This is a genomic window from Streptomyces poriferorum (assembly GCF_019399235.1).
Classification (GTDB): Bacteria; Actinomycetota; Actinomycetes; order Streptomycetales; family Streptomycetaceae; genus Streptomyces; species Streptomyces poriferorum.
In genome coordinates this window covers 1-13,091 of record NZ_JAELVH010000277.1, presented here as the reverse complement: position 1 = coordinate 13,091, position 13,091 = coordinate 1, and the positions used below count along the sequence as shown (strand labels likewise).

Sequence of the window (13,091 nt, the reverse complement as noted above, 5' to 3'; positions counted from 1 at the left end):
CCGTCGCGGTGTCGGCCCGGGTGTCGAGCGTCGCCAGTACCGGGCCGAGCGACTGGAGGTCGCGCTGGGCCCGGGACTCGTCCTCCCGCCGCCAGGACACCGAGGCCACGGCGACCAGGCCCAGGCTGAGCCGGGGGAACTGCACGGGGCGGGCGGCGTGCACCCGTGCCGTGAGCTGGGTGGCCAGTTCGGGCAGCACTCCCGTCACGGGCGTCCAGCCGGGTCCCGGGTCGGCGGGCGGAGTCACGGCCTCGCAGTCCACCAGGGCGACCGGGGTGATCTCCCGGTACAGGCTGCGCAGTTGCTTGAGCACGGCCGTCTTGCCCATGCCCCGGCCGCCGGTCAGCACCGCGACGGGCGGGTCCACGCCGTGTTCGCAGGTGACCCGCCGCGAACCGTGCGGAGTGAGACCGGTCAGCCGCGCCGCAAGTCCGTCGTCACCGAAAATTGCCTCGCGCCCGTACAGGTCTCGCTCCACAGCACCCCCAGCTCCGCCGCCCACCCTGATCTGTCACTCCGTCAACATCAGGATATCGGCCGGGTGTTGGAGGGGGGTGAAGATTTTCGAACGATCGCGATCGGGCGCTGGGTCGTGCTCGGGATCAGGAAGCGGGCGGGGTCGACTCCGGCCCGCCCTCCCGCCGCTTGAGCTCGTCCTCGCGGCGGCGCAGGTCCGCCTCCCAGTCCTTGAGGACGGTCTCGTCCTTCTCGTTCTCGTCCTTGAGCGACTTCAGGAAGTCGGGGTTGTCGTCGGGCGCCACCCACTGCCGGCGGCTGCCGCGGTGCCATTCGGAGGGCGTACGGCCACCCTCGGGCACCTGGCGCAGCTTGCCCGCGGCCAGCCACACGATCGGGCCGACGATCCAGAACAGCAGGATGATGAAGACCCAGGCGACCTTCGGCAGGTGCTTGGCCTCGTCCTCCGGGGTGTTCAGGCAGTCGATGAACGCGTAGATCGTCAGCGCCAGAGGCAGGAGATAGATCAGGGCCCGGAGCATGGTGGAGAGGTCCCCCCGAGGAGAGTTGGCGGGGCGATGCCCTGCCCCGGTGACGCGCCCAGAGTAGCGGGTGTCCTTTACGTCCCCGGGAGAGCGGGCCGGGGGGCGGGCTCGGCCGGCCGTGACCTCGCGGCCGCTGTCCGAGGCGTTGCTCGTTCCTCGCCCTTCTCCGCGAAAGGCCTCATGGCCCTGCCTCCGCCGGCGGATCGCGCCATGCGCCCCCAGAACCCCTGTGGGGTAAGGCGGTTGGCGCGTACTGGTCGCCGGTGCGGCCGCGCGCCTCGGGGCGGTGCGCACTCTTGACGGACGCCCCGCCCCGAGTATGGTCCAGACCTATAGGTGAGTCCCGGTCGACAGTGCGTGGCCGGCGGCGCGCGAAGGGTCTGCGGGGCGGCGCCCCCCTCGCCACCGGCCGCACCCGTGTGTTCACCGTGCCCGGTGCGCATCACGCCACGGGACCACGCCGGTGCGGGCGCGTCCTGATGCTGCCGTTGCCTGCGGCAGCCCCTTCGGCGAAGGAGTTGGCATGAACGCCAAGCGAAGACTGGCTCTCGTGATCGGCGCGGGGATCGCCCCCCTCATCGCGGTCGCCCTGCCCGCCACCACCGCGAGTGCGCACGGATACGTCTCCTCACCCCCGAGCCGTCAGGCCCAGTGCGCCGCGGGCGTCGTCGACTGCGGCCAGATCAAGTACGAGCCGCAGAGCGTCGAGGGCCCCAAGGGGCTGACGAGCTGCAGCGGCGGCCACGCGGACTTCGCGGAGCTCGACGACGACAGCAAGAACTGGAAGGTCACACCGGTCGGGAGCTCGGCCGACTTCTCCTGGCAGCTGACCGCCCGGCACGCCACGAGCAGCTGGCAGTACTTCGTCGGCGGCGCCAAGGTGGCCCAGTTCAACGACGGCGGCGCCCAGCCCGGAGCCACGGTGACCCACCGGGTCGACTTCGGCTCCCTCACCGGCCGGCAGAAGGTCCTCGCCGTCTGGAACATCTCCGACACCGCCAACGCGTTCTACGCCTGCGTCGACGTACAGATCGGCGGCGGCACCGACCCGGGTGACCCCGGCGACCCGGGCGACTGCGCGGCGTCCGCCTGGGAGGCCGGGCGCGTCTACAACGGCGGCGACACCGTGTCCCTGGGCGACCACACCTGGCGCGCCAAGTGGTGGACGCAGGGCGAGCAGCCCGGCAGCACCGGCGAATGGGGCGTCTGGGAGGACCTCGGCGCCTGCTGACACCGGCGCCCGGCGCCCGGCCCCCACCGAGGCTCACGCCGTCACACCGGCGCCCGGCCTCACCGAGGCCCATGCCGTCACACCGGCGCCCGGCCCCCTGGGGTGGCCGCCTCTCCGCGGGATGCCGTATCCCGCATCCCGCGGAGAAGCGCGGCCTCCGACGCGGGGGAGCCCCGGCAGCCCGCGGCAGGCGGGATGTCAGACTGGACGGCATGGCTTACGACGATCTTCGTTCCCTCCTCCGGGCCCTGGAGCGCGAGGGCGAGCTCAAGCGCATCAAGGCCGAGGTCGACCCCTACCTGGAGGTCGGTGAGATCGTCGACCGGGTGAACAAGGCTGGCGGACCCGCGCTGCTCTTCGAGAACGTCAAGGGCTCCTCGATGCCCCTGGCCATGAACGTCTTCGGCACCGACAAGCGCCTCCTCAAGGCCCTCGGGCTGAAGTCCTACGCCGATATCAGCGACAAGATCGGCGGACTGCTCAAGCCCGAACTGCCGCACGGCTTCGTCGGCGTACGGGAGGCCTTCGGCAAGCTCGGCACGATGGTGCACGTACCGCCGAAGAAGGTGAAGTCCGAGAACGCCCCCGTCCAGGAGGTCGTCCTCACCGGCGACGACGTGGACCTGGACCGGCTGCCCGCGCTGTTCACCTGGCCCAAGGACGGCGGCTCCTTCTTCAACCTGGGGCTCACCCACACCAAGCACCCCGAGACCGGCGTCCGGAACCTGGGGCTCTACCGCCTGCAGCGCCACGATCGCCGCACCATCGGCATGCACTGGCAGATCCACAAGGACAGCCGCAACCACTACCAGGTCGCTGCCAAGCGCGGCGAGCGGCTGCCGGTCGCCATCGCCTTCGGCGCGCCGCCCGCGGTCACGTACGCCTCCACCGCCCCGCTGCCCGGGGACATCGACGAGTACCTCTTCGCCGGATTCATCCAGGGCAAGCGCATCGAGATGGTCGACTGCAAGACCGTGCCGCTCCAGGTCCCGGCCAACGCCGAGGTCGTCATCGAGGGCTGGCTGGAGCCCGGGGAGATGCTTCCCGAGGGCCCCTTCGGCGACCACACCGGCTTCTACACGCCGCAGGAACCGTTCCCCGCGCTGACCATCGACTGCGTCACCATGCGCAAGCGGCCGCTGCTCCAGTCCATCGTCGTCGGCCGGCCGCCGACCGAGGACGGGCCGCTGGGGCGGGCCACCGAGCGGTTCTTCCTGCCGCTGCTCAAGATCATCGTTCCGGACATCGTGGACTACCACCTGCCCGAGTCCGGTGGCTTCCACAACTGTGCGATCGTCTCGATCGACAAGAAGTACCCCAAGCACGCCCAGAAGGTGATGAGCGCGATCTGGGGTGCGCACATGATGTCGCTGACGAAGCTGATCGTCGTCGTGGACTCCGACTGCGACGTCCACGATCTGCACGAGGTGTCGTGGCGGGCGCTGGGCAACACCGACTACGCACGTGACCTCACCGTCGCCGAGGGACCGGTCGACCACCTCGACCACGCCTCGTACCAGCAGTTCTGGGGCGGCAAGGCGGGCATCGACGCGACGAAGAAGTGGCCCGAGGAGGGCTACACCCGGGACGGGGGCTGGCCGGACATGGTCGAGTCCGACCCGGACACGGCGGCGAAGGTCGACCGCCGCTGGAAGGAATACGGACTGTGAGCGCCGCCGAAGCGACCCTGGGCTCCGGCCCCGCGCAACCGAGCAGCAAGGTCAAGGCGTTCCTGCGGCTCGTGATGATCGAGCACTCGGTCTTCGCGCTGCCCTTCGCCTACATCGCCGCGCTGACCGCGATGTTCCTGGACGACGGGTCGGTCCAGTGGACGACGCTGCTGCTGGTCACCGTCGCCATGGTCGGACTGCGCACGTTCGCCATGGCCGCGAACCGGATCATCGACCGCGAGATCGACGCCCGCAACCCGCGCACCGCCGGCCGTGAGCTGGTGACCGGCGCGGTGTCGGTGAAGTCGGCGTGGACCGGCGCGCTCGTCGCCGTCGTCGTGTTCCTCGGGGCGGCGGCCCTGCTGAACCCGCTCTGTCTGGCGCTGGCACCGGTCGCCGTGATCCCGATGGTCGTCTACCCGTACGGCAAGCGGTTCACGAACTACCCGCACGCGATCCTCGGCATCGCCCAGGCCATGGGCCCGGTCGGCGCCTGGCTGGCGGTCACGGGCAGCTGGTCGTGGGACGCGGTGATCCTGGGCCTCGCCGTCGGTGTGTGGATCGGCGGCTTCGACCTGATCTTCGCCTGCCAGGACGTCCAGGCCGACCGCGCCCACGGGGTGCTGTCCGTCCCGGCCCGCTTCGGTGTCCCGGCGGCGCTGTGGGGCGCGCGGGTCTGCCACGTGGTGACGACGGGCCTGCTGGTCTGGTTCGGACTGGCCACGGAGGCCGGGCTCTTCTACTGGGTGGGCATGGTGATCGTCGCCGTGGCCTTCGTGTACGAGCACCGGGTGGTGCGGCCGCACGATCTGTCGCGGCTGAACCGGGCGTTCTTCCAGGTCAACGGGTTCATCGGGATCGCGCTCTTCGCGTGTGCGCTGCTGGACCTGCTGGTGCGCGGCCTGACGGTGTAGTACCCGTCGGGGCCTCGAACTCCTGACGCGCCGCTGGAGAAGGGTGCCGGATAGGCTCGGGGGTGTGGATTCCGGGACTTCAGTGAGTCAGCAGCAGCGAAAGCCTTGGATTGTCGGGGTTTCAGGCGCTTCGGGCACCCCATTCGCCGCCTCCGTGCTGCGCGGCCTGCTGGCCGCGGGGGAGAGCGTGGACCTGGTGGTGAGCCGCGCCTCGCGGCTGACGCTGCTGGACGAGACCGGGATCGCCTTCCGCGACGCGCACTGGCGGGAGGACCTGGCCGGCTGGCTGGCGCGGGGGGCGGACGGGAAGCCGCACACCTTCGACGTGGACGTGTCCGGCGTACGGCACTGGGCGGCCGGCGATCTGGCCGCGGGGCCGTCCTCGGGGTCGTACCCGGCGAAGGGGATGCTGATCGTGCCCGCGTCGACGGCCTGTGTGGCCGGGGTGGCGCTCGGGCTCTCGAAGGACCTGCTGCAACGGGCCGCGAGCGTGACGCTCAAGGAGCGGCGGAAGCTGGTCGTCGCCGTGCGCGAGACGCCGCTGAACGGCCAGACGCTGCGGCACATGGTGGCCCTGGACGAGGCGGGCGCGGTCGTGCTGCCCGCCTCTCCGGCGTTCTACGCGGGGGCGACGCACATCCAGGATCTGGTGGATTTCGTCGCGGGACGGGTGCTGGACGCGGCAGGAGTGCCGCACCAGCTGTACCGCCGCTGGGAGGGAGAGCTCGGTGGCGGCTCTCGCGGCTGACCCGGGTGGGGTCAGCGCTTCTTGGGGGCGCGCAGCCTGCGCGTCAGGCCGGCCCGGTGGGCCGTGGCGGGCTGGTGGGCACGCGAGCGGTTGGCCAGGTCCTGCAGCTCGCGCATCCGGGCGTAGGCCATCTCGATCGTGTACACGGTGTATCCACTCCTGAAGATTCGAAAGCATTTTTTGGAAGTTCGGAAAGATTTGCAGGCCGTGAAGCCTGCATGCCTTAGATTCTACACGTAGACTCGCGAAACTGCTGAACAATGGAAGGTTTCAGTCACATGGACGCGGTGGACAGGCAGCTCATTCAGGCCCTCAGGGAGAACGGCAGGGCCTCGTACGCCGAGCTGGGGCGGCTCGTCGGGCTCTCCGGGCCCAGCGTCACCGACCGCATCAACCGGCTGGAAACCGCCGGTGTCATCACCGGTTACCGCGCCACCGTCGACGCGGCCTCGCTCGGCCTGGGGGTCACGGCCCTGATCGGCATCTCGCTCTCGGACGCCGCCGACCACGAGGACGTGGCCCACCGGCTGAAGGACCTCGCCGAGATCGAGGACGCCTGGTTCATCGCGGGCGACGACTCCTACATGCTCAAGGTCCGGGTCGGTGACGTGGACGGCCTGGAGAAGACCATCCGCCGGCTCAGCGGTACCAAGGGCGTCTCCCGTACGCGTACGACGATCGTGCTCTCCACCAAGTGGGAGAACCGGGTCGGAGACCTCCCGGAAGAGGGCTAGCGCCCCTCCCGGCAAGCTTTGCCCCGTCGCGTCGTCCGGCACGCGCGCTCGCCGCGTCGGCCAAAAGCCCTAGTAGCTCCTCCCCCATGGCCTGAAGGGCATGGGAGGTGCCCCCTCCGAGGACTTCTGTCCGCCTTGCGATCACACGCACCGGACGACGCTCCTTACGGGGCAAACATTGCCGGTCGCGGCACTAGGCGTACGGTGAGCTGAAGTCTGTTACGGAGAGAAAATGGGAGGCGCCCTAGTGGACGCGGGACTCAAGCGCGAGCTGGAGCAGAAGGTCCGGGACGGCGAACGGCTGTCCCGCGAGGACGGGATCGCGCTCTACGAGTCCGACGACCTGGCCTGGCTGGGCGGGCTGGCCCATGAGGTGCGTACGCGCAAGAACGGCGACGTCGTCCACTTCAACGTCAACCGTCACCTCAACATGACCAACGTGTGCACCGCCTCGTGCGCGTACTGCTCCTTCCAGCGCAAGCCGGGGGAGAAGGACGCGTACACGATGCGCATCGAGGAGGCCGTCCGCCTCGCGAAGGCGATGGAGGGCGAGAGCCTCACCGAGCTGCACATCGTCAACGGGCTGCACCCCACCCTGCCGTGGCGCTACTACCCGCGTTCGCTGAGCGCGCTGAAGGAAGCGCTGCCGGAGGTCTCCCTCAAGGCGTTCACCGCCACCGAGATCCACCACTTCGAGACCATCTCCGGGCTCTCCGCCTCCGAGATCCTCGACGAGCTCATCGAGGCCGGTCTGGAGTCGCTGACCGGTGGCGGCGCGGAGATCTTCGACTGGGAGGTCCGTCAGCACATCGTCGACCACGCCACCCACTGGGAGGACTGGTCGCGCATCCACCGGCTCGCGCACGAGAAGGGTCTCAAGACCCCGGCGACGATGCTGTACGGGCACATCGAGGAGCCCCGTCACCGCGTCGACCACGTGCTGCGGCTGCGCGAGCTCCAGGACGAGACCGGCGGCTTCCAGGTCTTCATCCCGCTGCGCTACCAGCACGACTTCGTGGACATGAAGGACGGCAAGGTCCGCAACAAGCTCCAGGCGCGGACGACGATGGCGACCGGCGCCGAGGCGCTGAAGACCTTCGCGGTCTCCCGGCTGCTGTTCGACAACGTCCCGCACGTCAAGGTCTTCTGGGTGATGCACGGCGTGCAGACCGCCCAGCTCGCCCTCCAGCACGGCGCGGACGACATGGACGGCTCGGTCGTCGAGTACAAGATCACGCACGACGCGGACAACTACGGCACGCCGAACAAGCTGGGCCGTGAGGATCTGCTGGACCTGATCCGCGACGCCGGCTTCCGGCCCGTGGAGCGCAACACCCGGTACGAGATCATCCGCGAGTACCCGGGCCCGGACGCCGGGCGGCGCGAGTCGCCGCAGCCGATGCGGGTCTGACCCGGCGCGCGCCCCGTCGCGCGCGCAGCGCTGTACGAAAGCTCCGGCCGCCGTCCCCGGCCGGAGCTTTCTCGCGTTCCGGACGGTGTTTGAGCAGATGGTGGGTAATGGTTAACATGCGCGCATGGCACTTACATTTGAGCTGGATCCGAAGTTCGACCGGTCGGTCCGGGACGGCATAGCCGAGCTCTGGTCCGATGTGTCCAACGCGGGCGGCGCGGTGGGCTTCGTGCCGCCGGTGACGGCCGAGGACGTGCGGCCCGAACTGGTCAAGCACCTCGTGTCCATGGCCGAGGGCCGCACCCGGATCCTCGTCGGCTACGACGAGGAGGGCGCCATCGCCGCCACGGCCTTCCTGACCCACAACACGCACCGCCTCATGGCGCACTGGCTCTGGATCTACACCGTCATGGTCCACCCCCGCCACCAGGGCCGCGGCTACGGCCGCGACCTGATGGCCGCAGCCGCCGACGCCGCCCGCACCATCGACGGCATCGAGGCGATCCGCCTCACCTGCCGAGGCGGCACGGGCGCCGACCGCTTCTACGGTGCCTGCGGATACAAGGAGGTCGGGCGGGTGCCGGGGGCGATCCGGGTGTCCGACGGCGACGACAGGGACGACGTCATCATGCTGCTGCCCCTCGGCTGAGAGCGCCCCCGGCGGAGTGATTGGCGCAGCCCTCCGAACTGATCGATTGTGGGGCATGCTTCACTGGTCGGGCAGGACTGTCGTACGTAGAGAGAAGGCCAGCTGTGTCCGCTGCCAAGCCGAGCGCAACCGTCCGGTACACCGCGATGCGTCTGAGCATCTTCGTCGGCTGCCTCGTCGTCGCCGCCATCGCCGTCAACTTCGGGGTCATCCCCTCCGGCGCGGGGGGATCCAACATCGTCTGGGTCGTCCTGCTCGCGCTGGTGCTCTCCGCGCCGCTCAGCTACGTACTCCTGCGCAAGCAGCGTGACGAGATGTCCGAGCAGATCGTGTCCTCGGTCGACCGCGCCAAGGCGCGTCTCGAGGCCAACCGCACCCGCGAGGACAGCGTCACCCAGTAATGACGGAGTGAGGGTGAGGTAAGGGCTTTGTAAGCTTCCTCACACCCCTCGCCTTTCTTCTCGAAACCCCAGCACCGGAGTGAGCGCTCCTGTACTGGGGTTTTTCGCGTTCCCGGGGCCGGGAGGCGGGCTGAGGCCCACCCCTCGGGCCCAAAGAAGACCTTTGAGGTTCTCAAAGTTCAAGTGTTAACGTGTTCGACATGAAGACAGCTGTGCGCCTCCGACCTGCCACGAGCATCCCGCTCGTGGCAGGTCGGAGGCGCACAGCTGTCTTCATGTCGAACACGTTAACANACAGCTGTGCGCCTCCGACCTGCCACGAGCATCCCGCTCGTGGAGCGCCTGCATGTCGATCTCTGCCGCTGTATGTCCGCGGTCTGTTGCCGCAACGTCTGATACCGGCATCATGCAGCGGCGCCGCCCCCGACGCGGGCGCCGCACCCCCCGTCCCCCCGCACACCGTCCCCGTGCGTCCCGATGCGTCACATCTGGAGTGTGTCCGTGTCCGCGAACCCCGCGTCCACCACCACCGATGAGCCTTCCGGCTCCGGTTTCCGCATACCCAAGGTCCCGTTCTGGGCCCAGATCGTCGCCGGCCTCGTGCTCGGCGTCCTGCTCGGCTGGCTCGCCCGCAGCCAGGACATCGACTGGCTCTACACCACGCTCGACAAGGTCGGCCACATCTTCGTCCAGCTGCTGAAGCTGGCCGTCGCGCCCCTCGTCTTCTTCGCGATCCTGGTGTCGATCACCAACCTGCGCAAGGTCAACAACGCCGCCCGGCTGGCCACCCGCACCCTGCTCTGGTTCATGATCACCTCGCTCATCGCGGTCGCCATCGGCCTCGCGATCGGCCTGATCACCAACCCGGGCTCCGGCACCGGCCTCACGCCCAAGGACGGCAAGCTCCCGGAGCACTCCGGCTCCTGGCTCGACTTCCTGACCGGCATCATCCCGGACAACGTGATCACGCCGTTCACCGAGCTGAACGTCCTCCAGATCGTCTTCATGGCCGCCGTCGCCGGTATCGCCGCACTCCAGCTCGGCGAGAAGGCCCAGCCGATCCTCACCCTCAGCGAATCGGTCCTGGAGCTCCTCCAGAAGGCCCTGTGGTGGGTCATCCGCCTCGCCCCCCTCGGCACGGTCGGCCTCATCGGCTACGCCATCGCCGACTACGGCTGGGACCTGATCGGCAAGTACGCGACGTTCACCGCCGACGTCTACATCGGCTGCGCCCTGGTGATGTTCGGCGTCTACCCGCTGCTGCTCGCCACCGTCGCCAAGGTCAGCCCGCTCCAGTTCTTCAAGGGCGCCTGGCCCGCGATCCAGCTGGCCTTCGTCTCCCGCTCCTCGGTCGGCACGATGCCGGTCACCCAGAAGGTCACCGAGCGCCTCGGCGTCCCGAAGGAGTACGCCTCCTTCGCCGTCCCGTTCGGCGCGACGACCAAGATGGACGGCTGCGCCGCGATCTACCCGGCGCTCGCCGCGATCTTCATCGCGCAGATCTTCGACGTGCAGCTGGGTGTCGGTGACTACATCCTCATCGCGTTCGTCTCGGTGATCGGCTCGGCGGCCACCGCCGGCCTGACCGGCGCCACGGTCATGCTGACCCTCACCCTGTCGACGCTGGGCCTCCCGCTGGAGGGCGTCGGCCTGCTGATGGCCATCGACCCGATCCTGGACATGATGCGGACGGCGACGAACGTGGCCGGCCAGGTCGTATCACCGTTGATCGTGGCGGCACGAGAGGGCATCCTCGACCGCGACAAGCTCAACGCGGCCTCGGCCTCTCCGGTCGAGGAGCCGTCCGAGTCTCGCGAGAAGGTGGCGGTCGCCGCGTAACGCTGGGGCATCACACCCTTGGTCATGCTGAAGAATCCCCCTGCCCAGCTGGTGGGGGGATTCTGCGTGCTTCTCGTCAAGCCGCTGGGTATGCCCCATGTTCGAGGGACTGGCACTCCGCGTCATCGGAATCCCCGACCGGGGTCACCTTGATCGAGTCCAGCTCGGGCGGCCTCCGGCGCCCTCGCCCGACGCTGAACACTTCGACCTTCTCGATCACCTGGGCGACGATCGCCCGACGCCGTTCGAGGGTCTCGGCTGAGTCGTTCCACACGGTCAAGGGCTCCAGTACGCGCCGCGACTGCCTGACGACCGTTGCTGACTCGCGGGTGCGGAGGGCCTGCAATGCGGTGCGAAGGTGGCCGAGGGAGTCGAAGTAGTCCTCGTCTGCCATGGAGCCGTCCTTCCACCGCCGGCGCAGCTTCCTGATCCGGTCCTCCTGCACTGCGATTGGTCCGGACAAGTCCTCGGTGGGTGCCTCCTGCGGTTGCGGCCGGCGCGAGGCCAAGGCAGCTTCGACCATCTCGTTCAACTGTTCCTCGATCCAGGCGTACGACCGGCTCACCTTCCCGCAGCCCAGTTCACCGTTGTGCCCCACCTGGCCCGAGTGGCACAGCGTCCGTCGGAACGTCCGGCCCTGGATCGTCGCCCACTGAACACGCATGATCGACTGGCAGTGTCCGCACCTGAGGAAGCCCGAGTACAGGTGCTTGCGCTTGCCGGAGCCCTGTGCGGCGGGAGTTGCCCGCCCGTTGAGCACCGTTTGGACGTTGTCCCACTGTGTGCGGGTGAGCGGGTGAGGATAGATGCTGTCCCCGATGTCCTGTCCCTTGTACGTGATGATCCCGCCGATCCGTTCGGACCGGTACACCCGCTTGACCTTCTGGATCGACCAGGCGGTCCCGCCGGGAGACCGCGCGCCCGCCTCGTTCCAGAGACGCGCCACGTCTCCGGGCGTCTTCGCCGGGGCGCCCGTGAGCATGTCGTACCCTCGCACGATCAACTCCGCCTCCTCGGGAACGACCTCCTGAAAGCCCGAGTCCGGTACGAACCCGAAGACGCGGGGACCGCCTGCGTGCGGCTTGCCTTTCTCGCGCCGCTGAAGCAGTGAGCCGTTGATGCGCTCCGACATTCGCTCTGTCTCCTGCTGAGCTACGGCACCCTTGATCGTCAGGATCATGCGCCCGTTGGCCGTGTCGGTGTCTTCGCCCTCGGTCGTGGCGAACGCGAAACCATGCTCCTTCTGCTCTTCCAGGAAACTGGTCAGCTCGGAGATGCGACGTGTCAGGCGGTCGATGGAGTAGACGACGATCGCGTCTACCAGCCCATCACGGGCGTCGCGCAGCATCTCTGCGTACGCGGGACGCTTGCGCTTGCTGGTGGTGGAGGCGGAGGTGTCGTTCTCGGAGTACACCTTGTGGATGGTCCACCCCAGGCGGGCGCACAACTCCCGGCACGCGTTCTCCTGGCGCTTGATGCCGAGCTCCTGACCCTTGCGGTCCTTGCTGATCCGGACATAAATGGCCACACGTTGCGGCTTGGACATGTGCCCCTCCGACTGTCATACCGCGCTGCACAACGTGCATACACGCCGCCCGGTTACGGATGCTGCCGGTCAGGCTGTCGTGCGGTGCTCATTCCGGCCCGTGAGAACGTCCTCGACCGTGACGCTCACAACCGGCCTCGGCTCGTCCGTCGCGGACCGGGAGTCCACCGTTGTGCGTCGTGGGGCACGACTTCCGGCCGTCCGGGCCGGGCGGACCCGGCTCCGCGGAGTAGCGCATCGGGGGCGGGAGGAAGTCGACGTGGGTGCTGTGAAGAGCAAACGGATGCCGCGCGCGGTGCGTGAGCAGCAGATGATGGATGCCGCGGTGCGGATCTTCGGGCAGCGCGGATTCCGTGCGGCCTCGATGGACGAGATCGCCGAGCTGGCCGGCGTGTCCAAGCCGTTGGTCTATCTCTACCTGAATTCCAAGGACGAACTCTTCTCCGCGTGCATCGCGCGCGAGTCGAAAGCGCTGGTCGCAGCCGTGCAGGCGGGTGTGCAGCCGGGGCTGCCGGCGGACCGGCAACTCTGGGAGGGGCTGCGGGCGTTCTTCACGCACACCGCGGAGAACCCGGACGGCTGGGCGGTGCTCTACCGGCAGGCGCGGACGCACGGGGAGCCGTTCGCCGGTGAGGTGAACGTGATGCGCGAGGAGATCGTTGCGTTTGTGACGGGTCTCATCGGCGCCGCGGCGCGCGAGGCGCACCACGATCCGGCGCTTCCCGACCGCGATGTGACGGGGCTGGCGCAGGCGTTGGTGGGCGCCGCGGAGGCGCTCGCCGGATGGGCGAACGAGACTCCGGGTGTCTCGGCCAAGGAGGCGGCGGCCACCTTGATGAACTTCTCCTGGGCCGGTCTGGAGAACCTTATGAACGGCCGTCCCTGGCAGCCTCAGGGGCAGTCCTCGCCGTCGTCCCGGTGAGGTGCACGCGCCCGCCGTCGCCGCG

General features: G+C 68.9%; 13 protein-coding genes and 1 pseudogene. 10 read left to right on the top strand and 4 right to left on the bottom strand.

Going from position 1 to position 13,091, the window contains the following annotated elements:
- Both JGS39_RS32580 and JGS39_RS32575 read right to left on the bottom strand, forming a co-directional pair.
- Positions 1-478: pseudogene (locus JGS39_RS32580) on the bottom strand (hypothetical protein); the annotation flags it as partial.
- A gap of 124 nt (positions 479-602) precedes the next feature.
- Entirely contained in the window at positions 603-998 is a 396-nt protein-coding gene (locus JGS39_RS32575) for a PLD nuclease N-terminal domain-containing protein (RefSeq protein ID WP_219573359.1), read from the bottom strand.
- A gap of 526 nt (positions 999-1,524) precedes the next feature.
- Here JGS39_RS32575 and JGS39_RS32570 point away from each other — a divergent pair.
- The 4 genes from JGS39_RS32570 (at position 1,525) to JGS39_RS32555 (ending at position 5,564) form a co-directional block, all read left to right on the top strand.
- Positions 1,525-2,232 (top strand): lytic polysaccharide monooxygenase, encoded by a 708-nt coding sequence (locus JGS39_RS32570; RefSeq protein WP_219573357.1) that lies wholly within the window; start codon positions 1,525-1,527, stop codon positions 2,230-2,232.
- 212 nt (positions 2,233-2,444) lie between these two features.
- A complete protein-coding gene (locus tag JGS39_RS32565; RefSeq protein WP_219573355.1) occupies positions 2,445-3,902 on the top strand; it encodes a menaquinone biosynthesis decarboxylase in 1,458 nt (485 codons plus the stop codon).
- The gene (gene mqnP, locus JGS39_RS32560) at positions 3,899-4,816 is read left to right on the top strand and encodes a menaquinone biosynthesis prenyltransferase MqnP (protein ID WP_219573354.1); all 918 of its coding nucleotides are present in this window, start codon (positions 3,899-3,901) and stop codon (positions 4,814-4,816) included. Before JGS39_RS32565 ends, mqnP begins: the two co-directional genes overlap by 4 nt.
- Before the next feature lie 82 nt (positions 4,817-4,898).
- Positions 4,899-5,564: a UbiX family flavin prenyltransferase gene (locus tag JGS39_RS32555; RefSeq protein WP_219573352.1), complete on the top strand. Its 666-nt coding sequence runs from the start codon at positions 4,899-4,901 to the stop codon at positions 5,562-5,564.
- 11 nt (positions 5,565-5,575) lie between these two features.
- On the opposite strand, the gene JGS39_RS41535 is transcribed toward JGS39_RS32555, so the two are convergent.
- The gene (locus tag JGS39_RS41535) at positions 5,576-5,710 is read right to left on the bottom strand and encodes a hypothetical protein (protein WP_264302832.1); all 135 of its coding nucleotides are present in this window, start codon (positions 5,708-5,710) and stop codon (positions 5,576-5,578) included.
- Between the two features lie 132 nt (positions 5,711-5,842).
- Between JGS39_RS41535 and JGS39_RS32550 the strand changes: the two genes are divergently transcribed.
- From JGS39_RS32550 to JGS39_RS32530, 5 genes are all read left to right on the top strand, one after another.
- Positions 5,843-6,298 carry an Lrp/AsnC family transcriptional regulator gene (locus tag JGS39_RS32550; protein WP_148020139.1) on the top strand — a complete coding sequence of 152 codons (456 nt, stop codon included), beginning with the start codon at positions 5,843-5,845 and terminating at the stop codon, positions 6,296-6,298.
- A gap of 247 nt (positions 6,299-6,545) precedes the next feature.
- Positions 6,546-7,709 (top strand): aminofutalosine synthase MqnE, encoded by a 1,164-nt coding sequence (gene mqnE / locus JGS39_RS32545; RefSeq protein ID WP_219573365.1) that lies wholly within the window; start codon positions 6,546-6,548, stop codon positions 7,707-7,709.
- Between the two features lie 124 nt (positions 7,710-7,833).
- The gene (locus JGS39_RS32540) at positions 7,834-8,358 is read left to right on the top strand and encodes a GNAT family N-acetyltransferase (RefSeq protein WP_219573350.1); all 525 of its coding nucleotides are present in this window, start codon (positions 7,834-7,836) and stop codon (positions 8,356-8,358) included.
- A 146-nt stretch (positions 8,359-8,504) separates the two neighbouring features.
- Positions 8,505-8,759 (top strand): DUF4229 domain-containing protein, encoded by a 255-nt coding sequence (locus JGS39_RS32535; RefSeq protein ID WP_219573363.1) that lies wholly within the window; start codon positions 8,505-8,507, stop codon positions 8,757-8,759.
- Positions 8,760-9,260: 501 nt separating this feature from the next.
- The gene (locus tag JGS39_RS32530) at positions 9,261-10,598 is read left to right on the top strand and encodes a dicarboxylate/amino acid:cation symporter (protein ID WP_219573348.1); all 1,338 of its coding nucleotides are present in this window, start codon (positions 9,261-9,263) and stop codon (positions 10,596-10,598) included.
- Between the two features lie 76 nt (positions 10,599-10,674).
- Here the strand turns inward: JGS39_RS32530 and JGS39_RS32525 are convergent, their stop codons facing one another.
- Positions 10,675-12,144 (bottom strand): recombinase family protein, encoded by a 1,470-nt coding sequence (locus JGS39_RS32525; protein ID WP_219573346.1) that lies wholly within the window; start codon positions 12,142-12,144, stop codon positions 10,675-10,677.
- Between the two features lie 283 nt (positions 12,145-12,427).
- On the opposite strand from JGS39_RS32525, the gene JGS39_RS32520 reads away from it, so the two are divergent.
- On the top strand, positions 12,428-13,066 hold the full coding sequence (locus JGS39_RS32520) for a TetR/AcrR family transcriptional regulator (RefSeq protein WP_219573361.1): 639 nt from the start codon (positions 12,428-12,430) through the stop codon (positions 13,064-13,066).
- Positions 13,067-13,091: the final 25 nt, after the last annotated feature.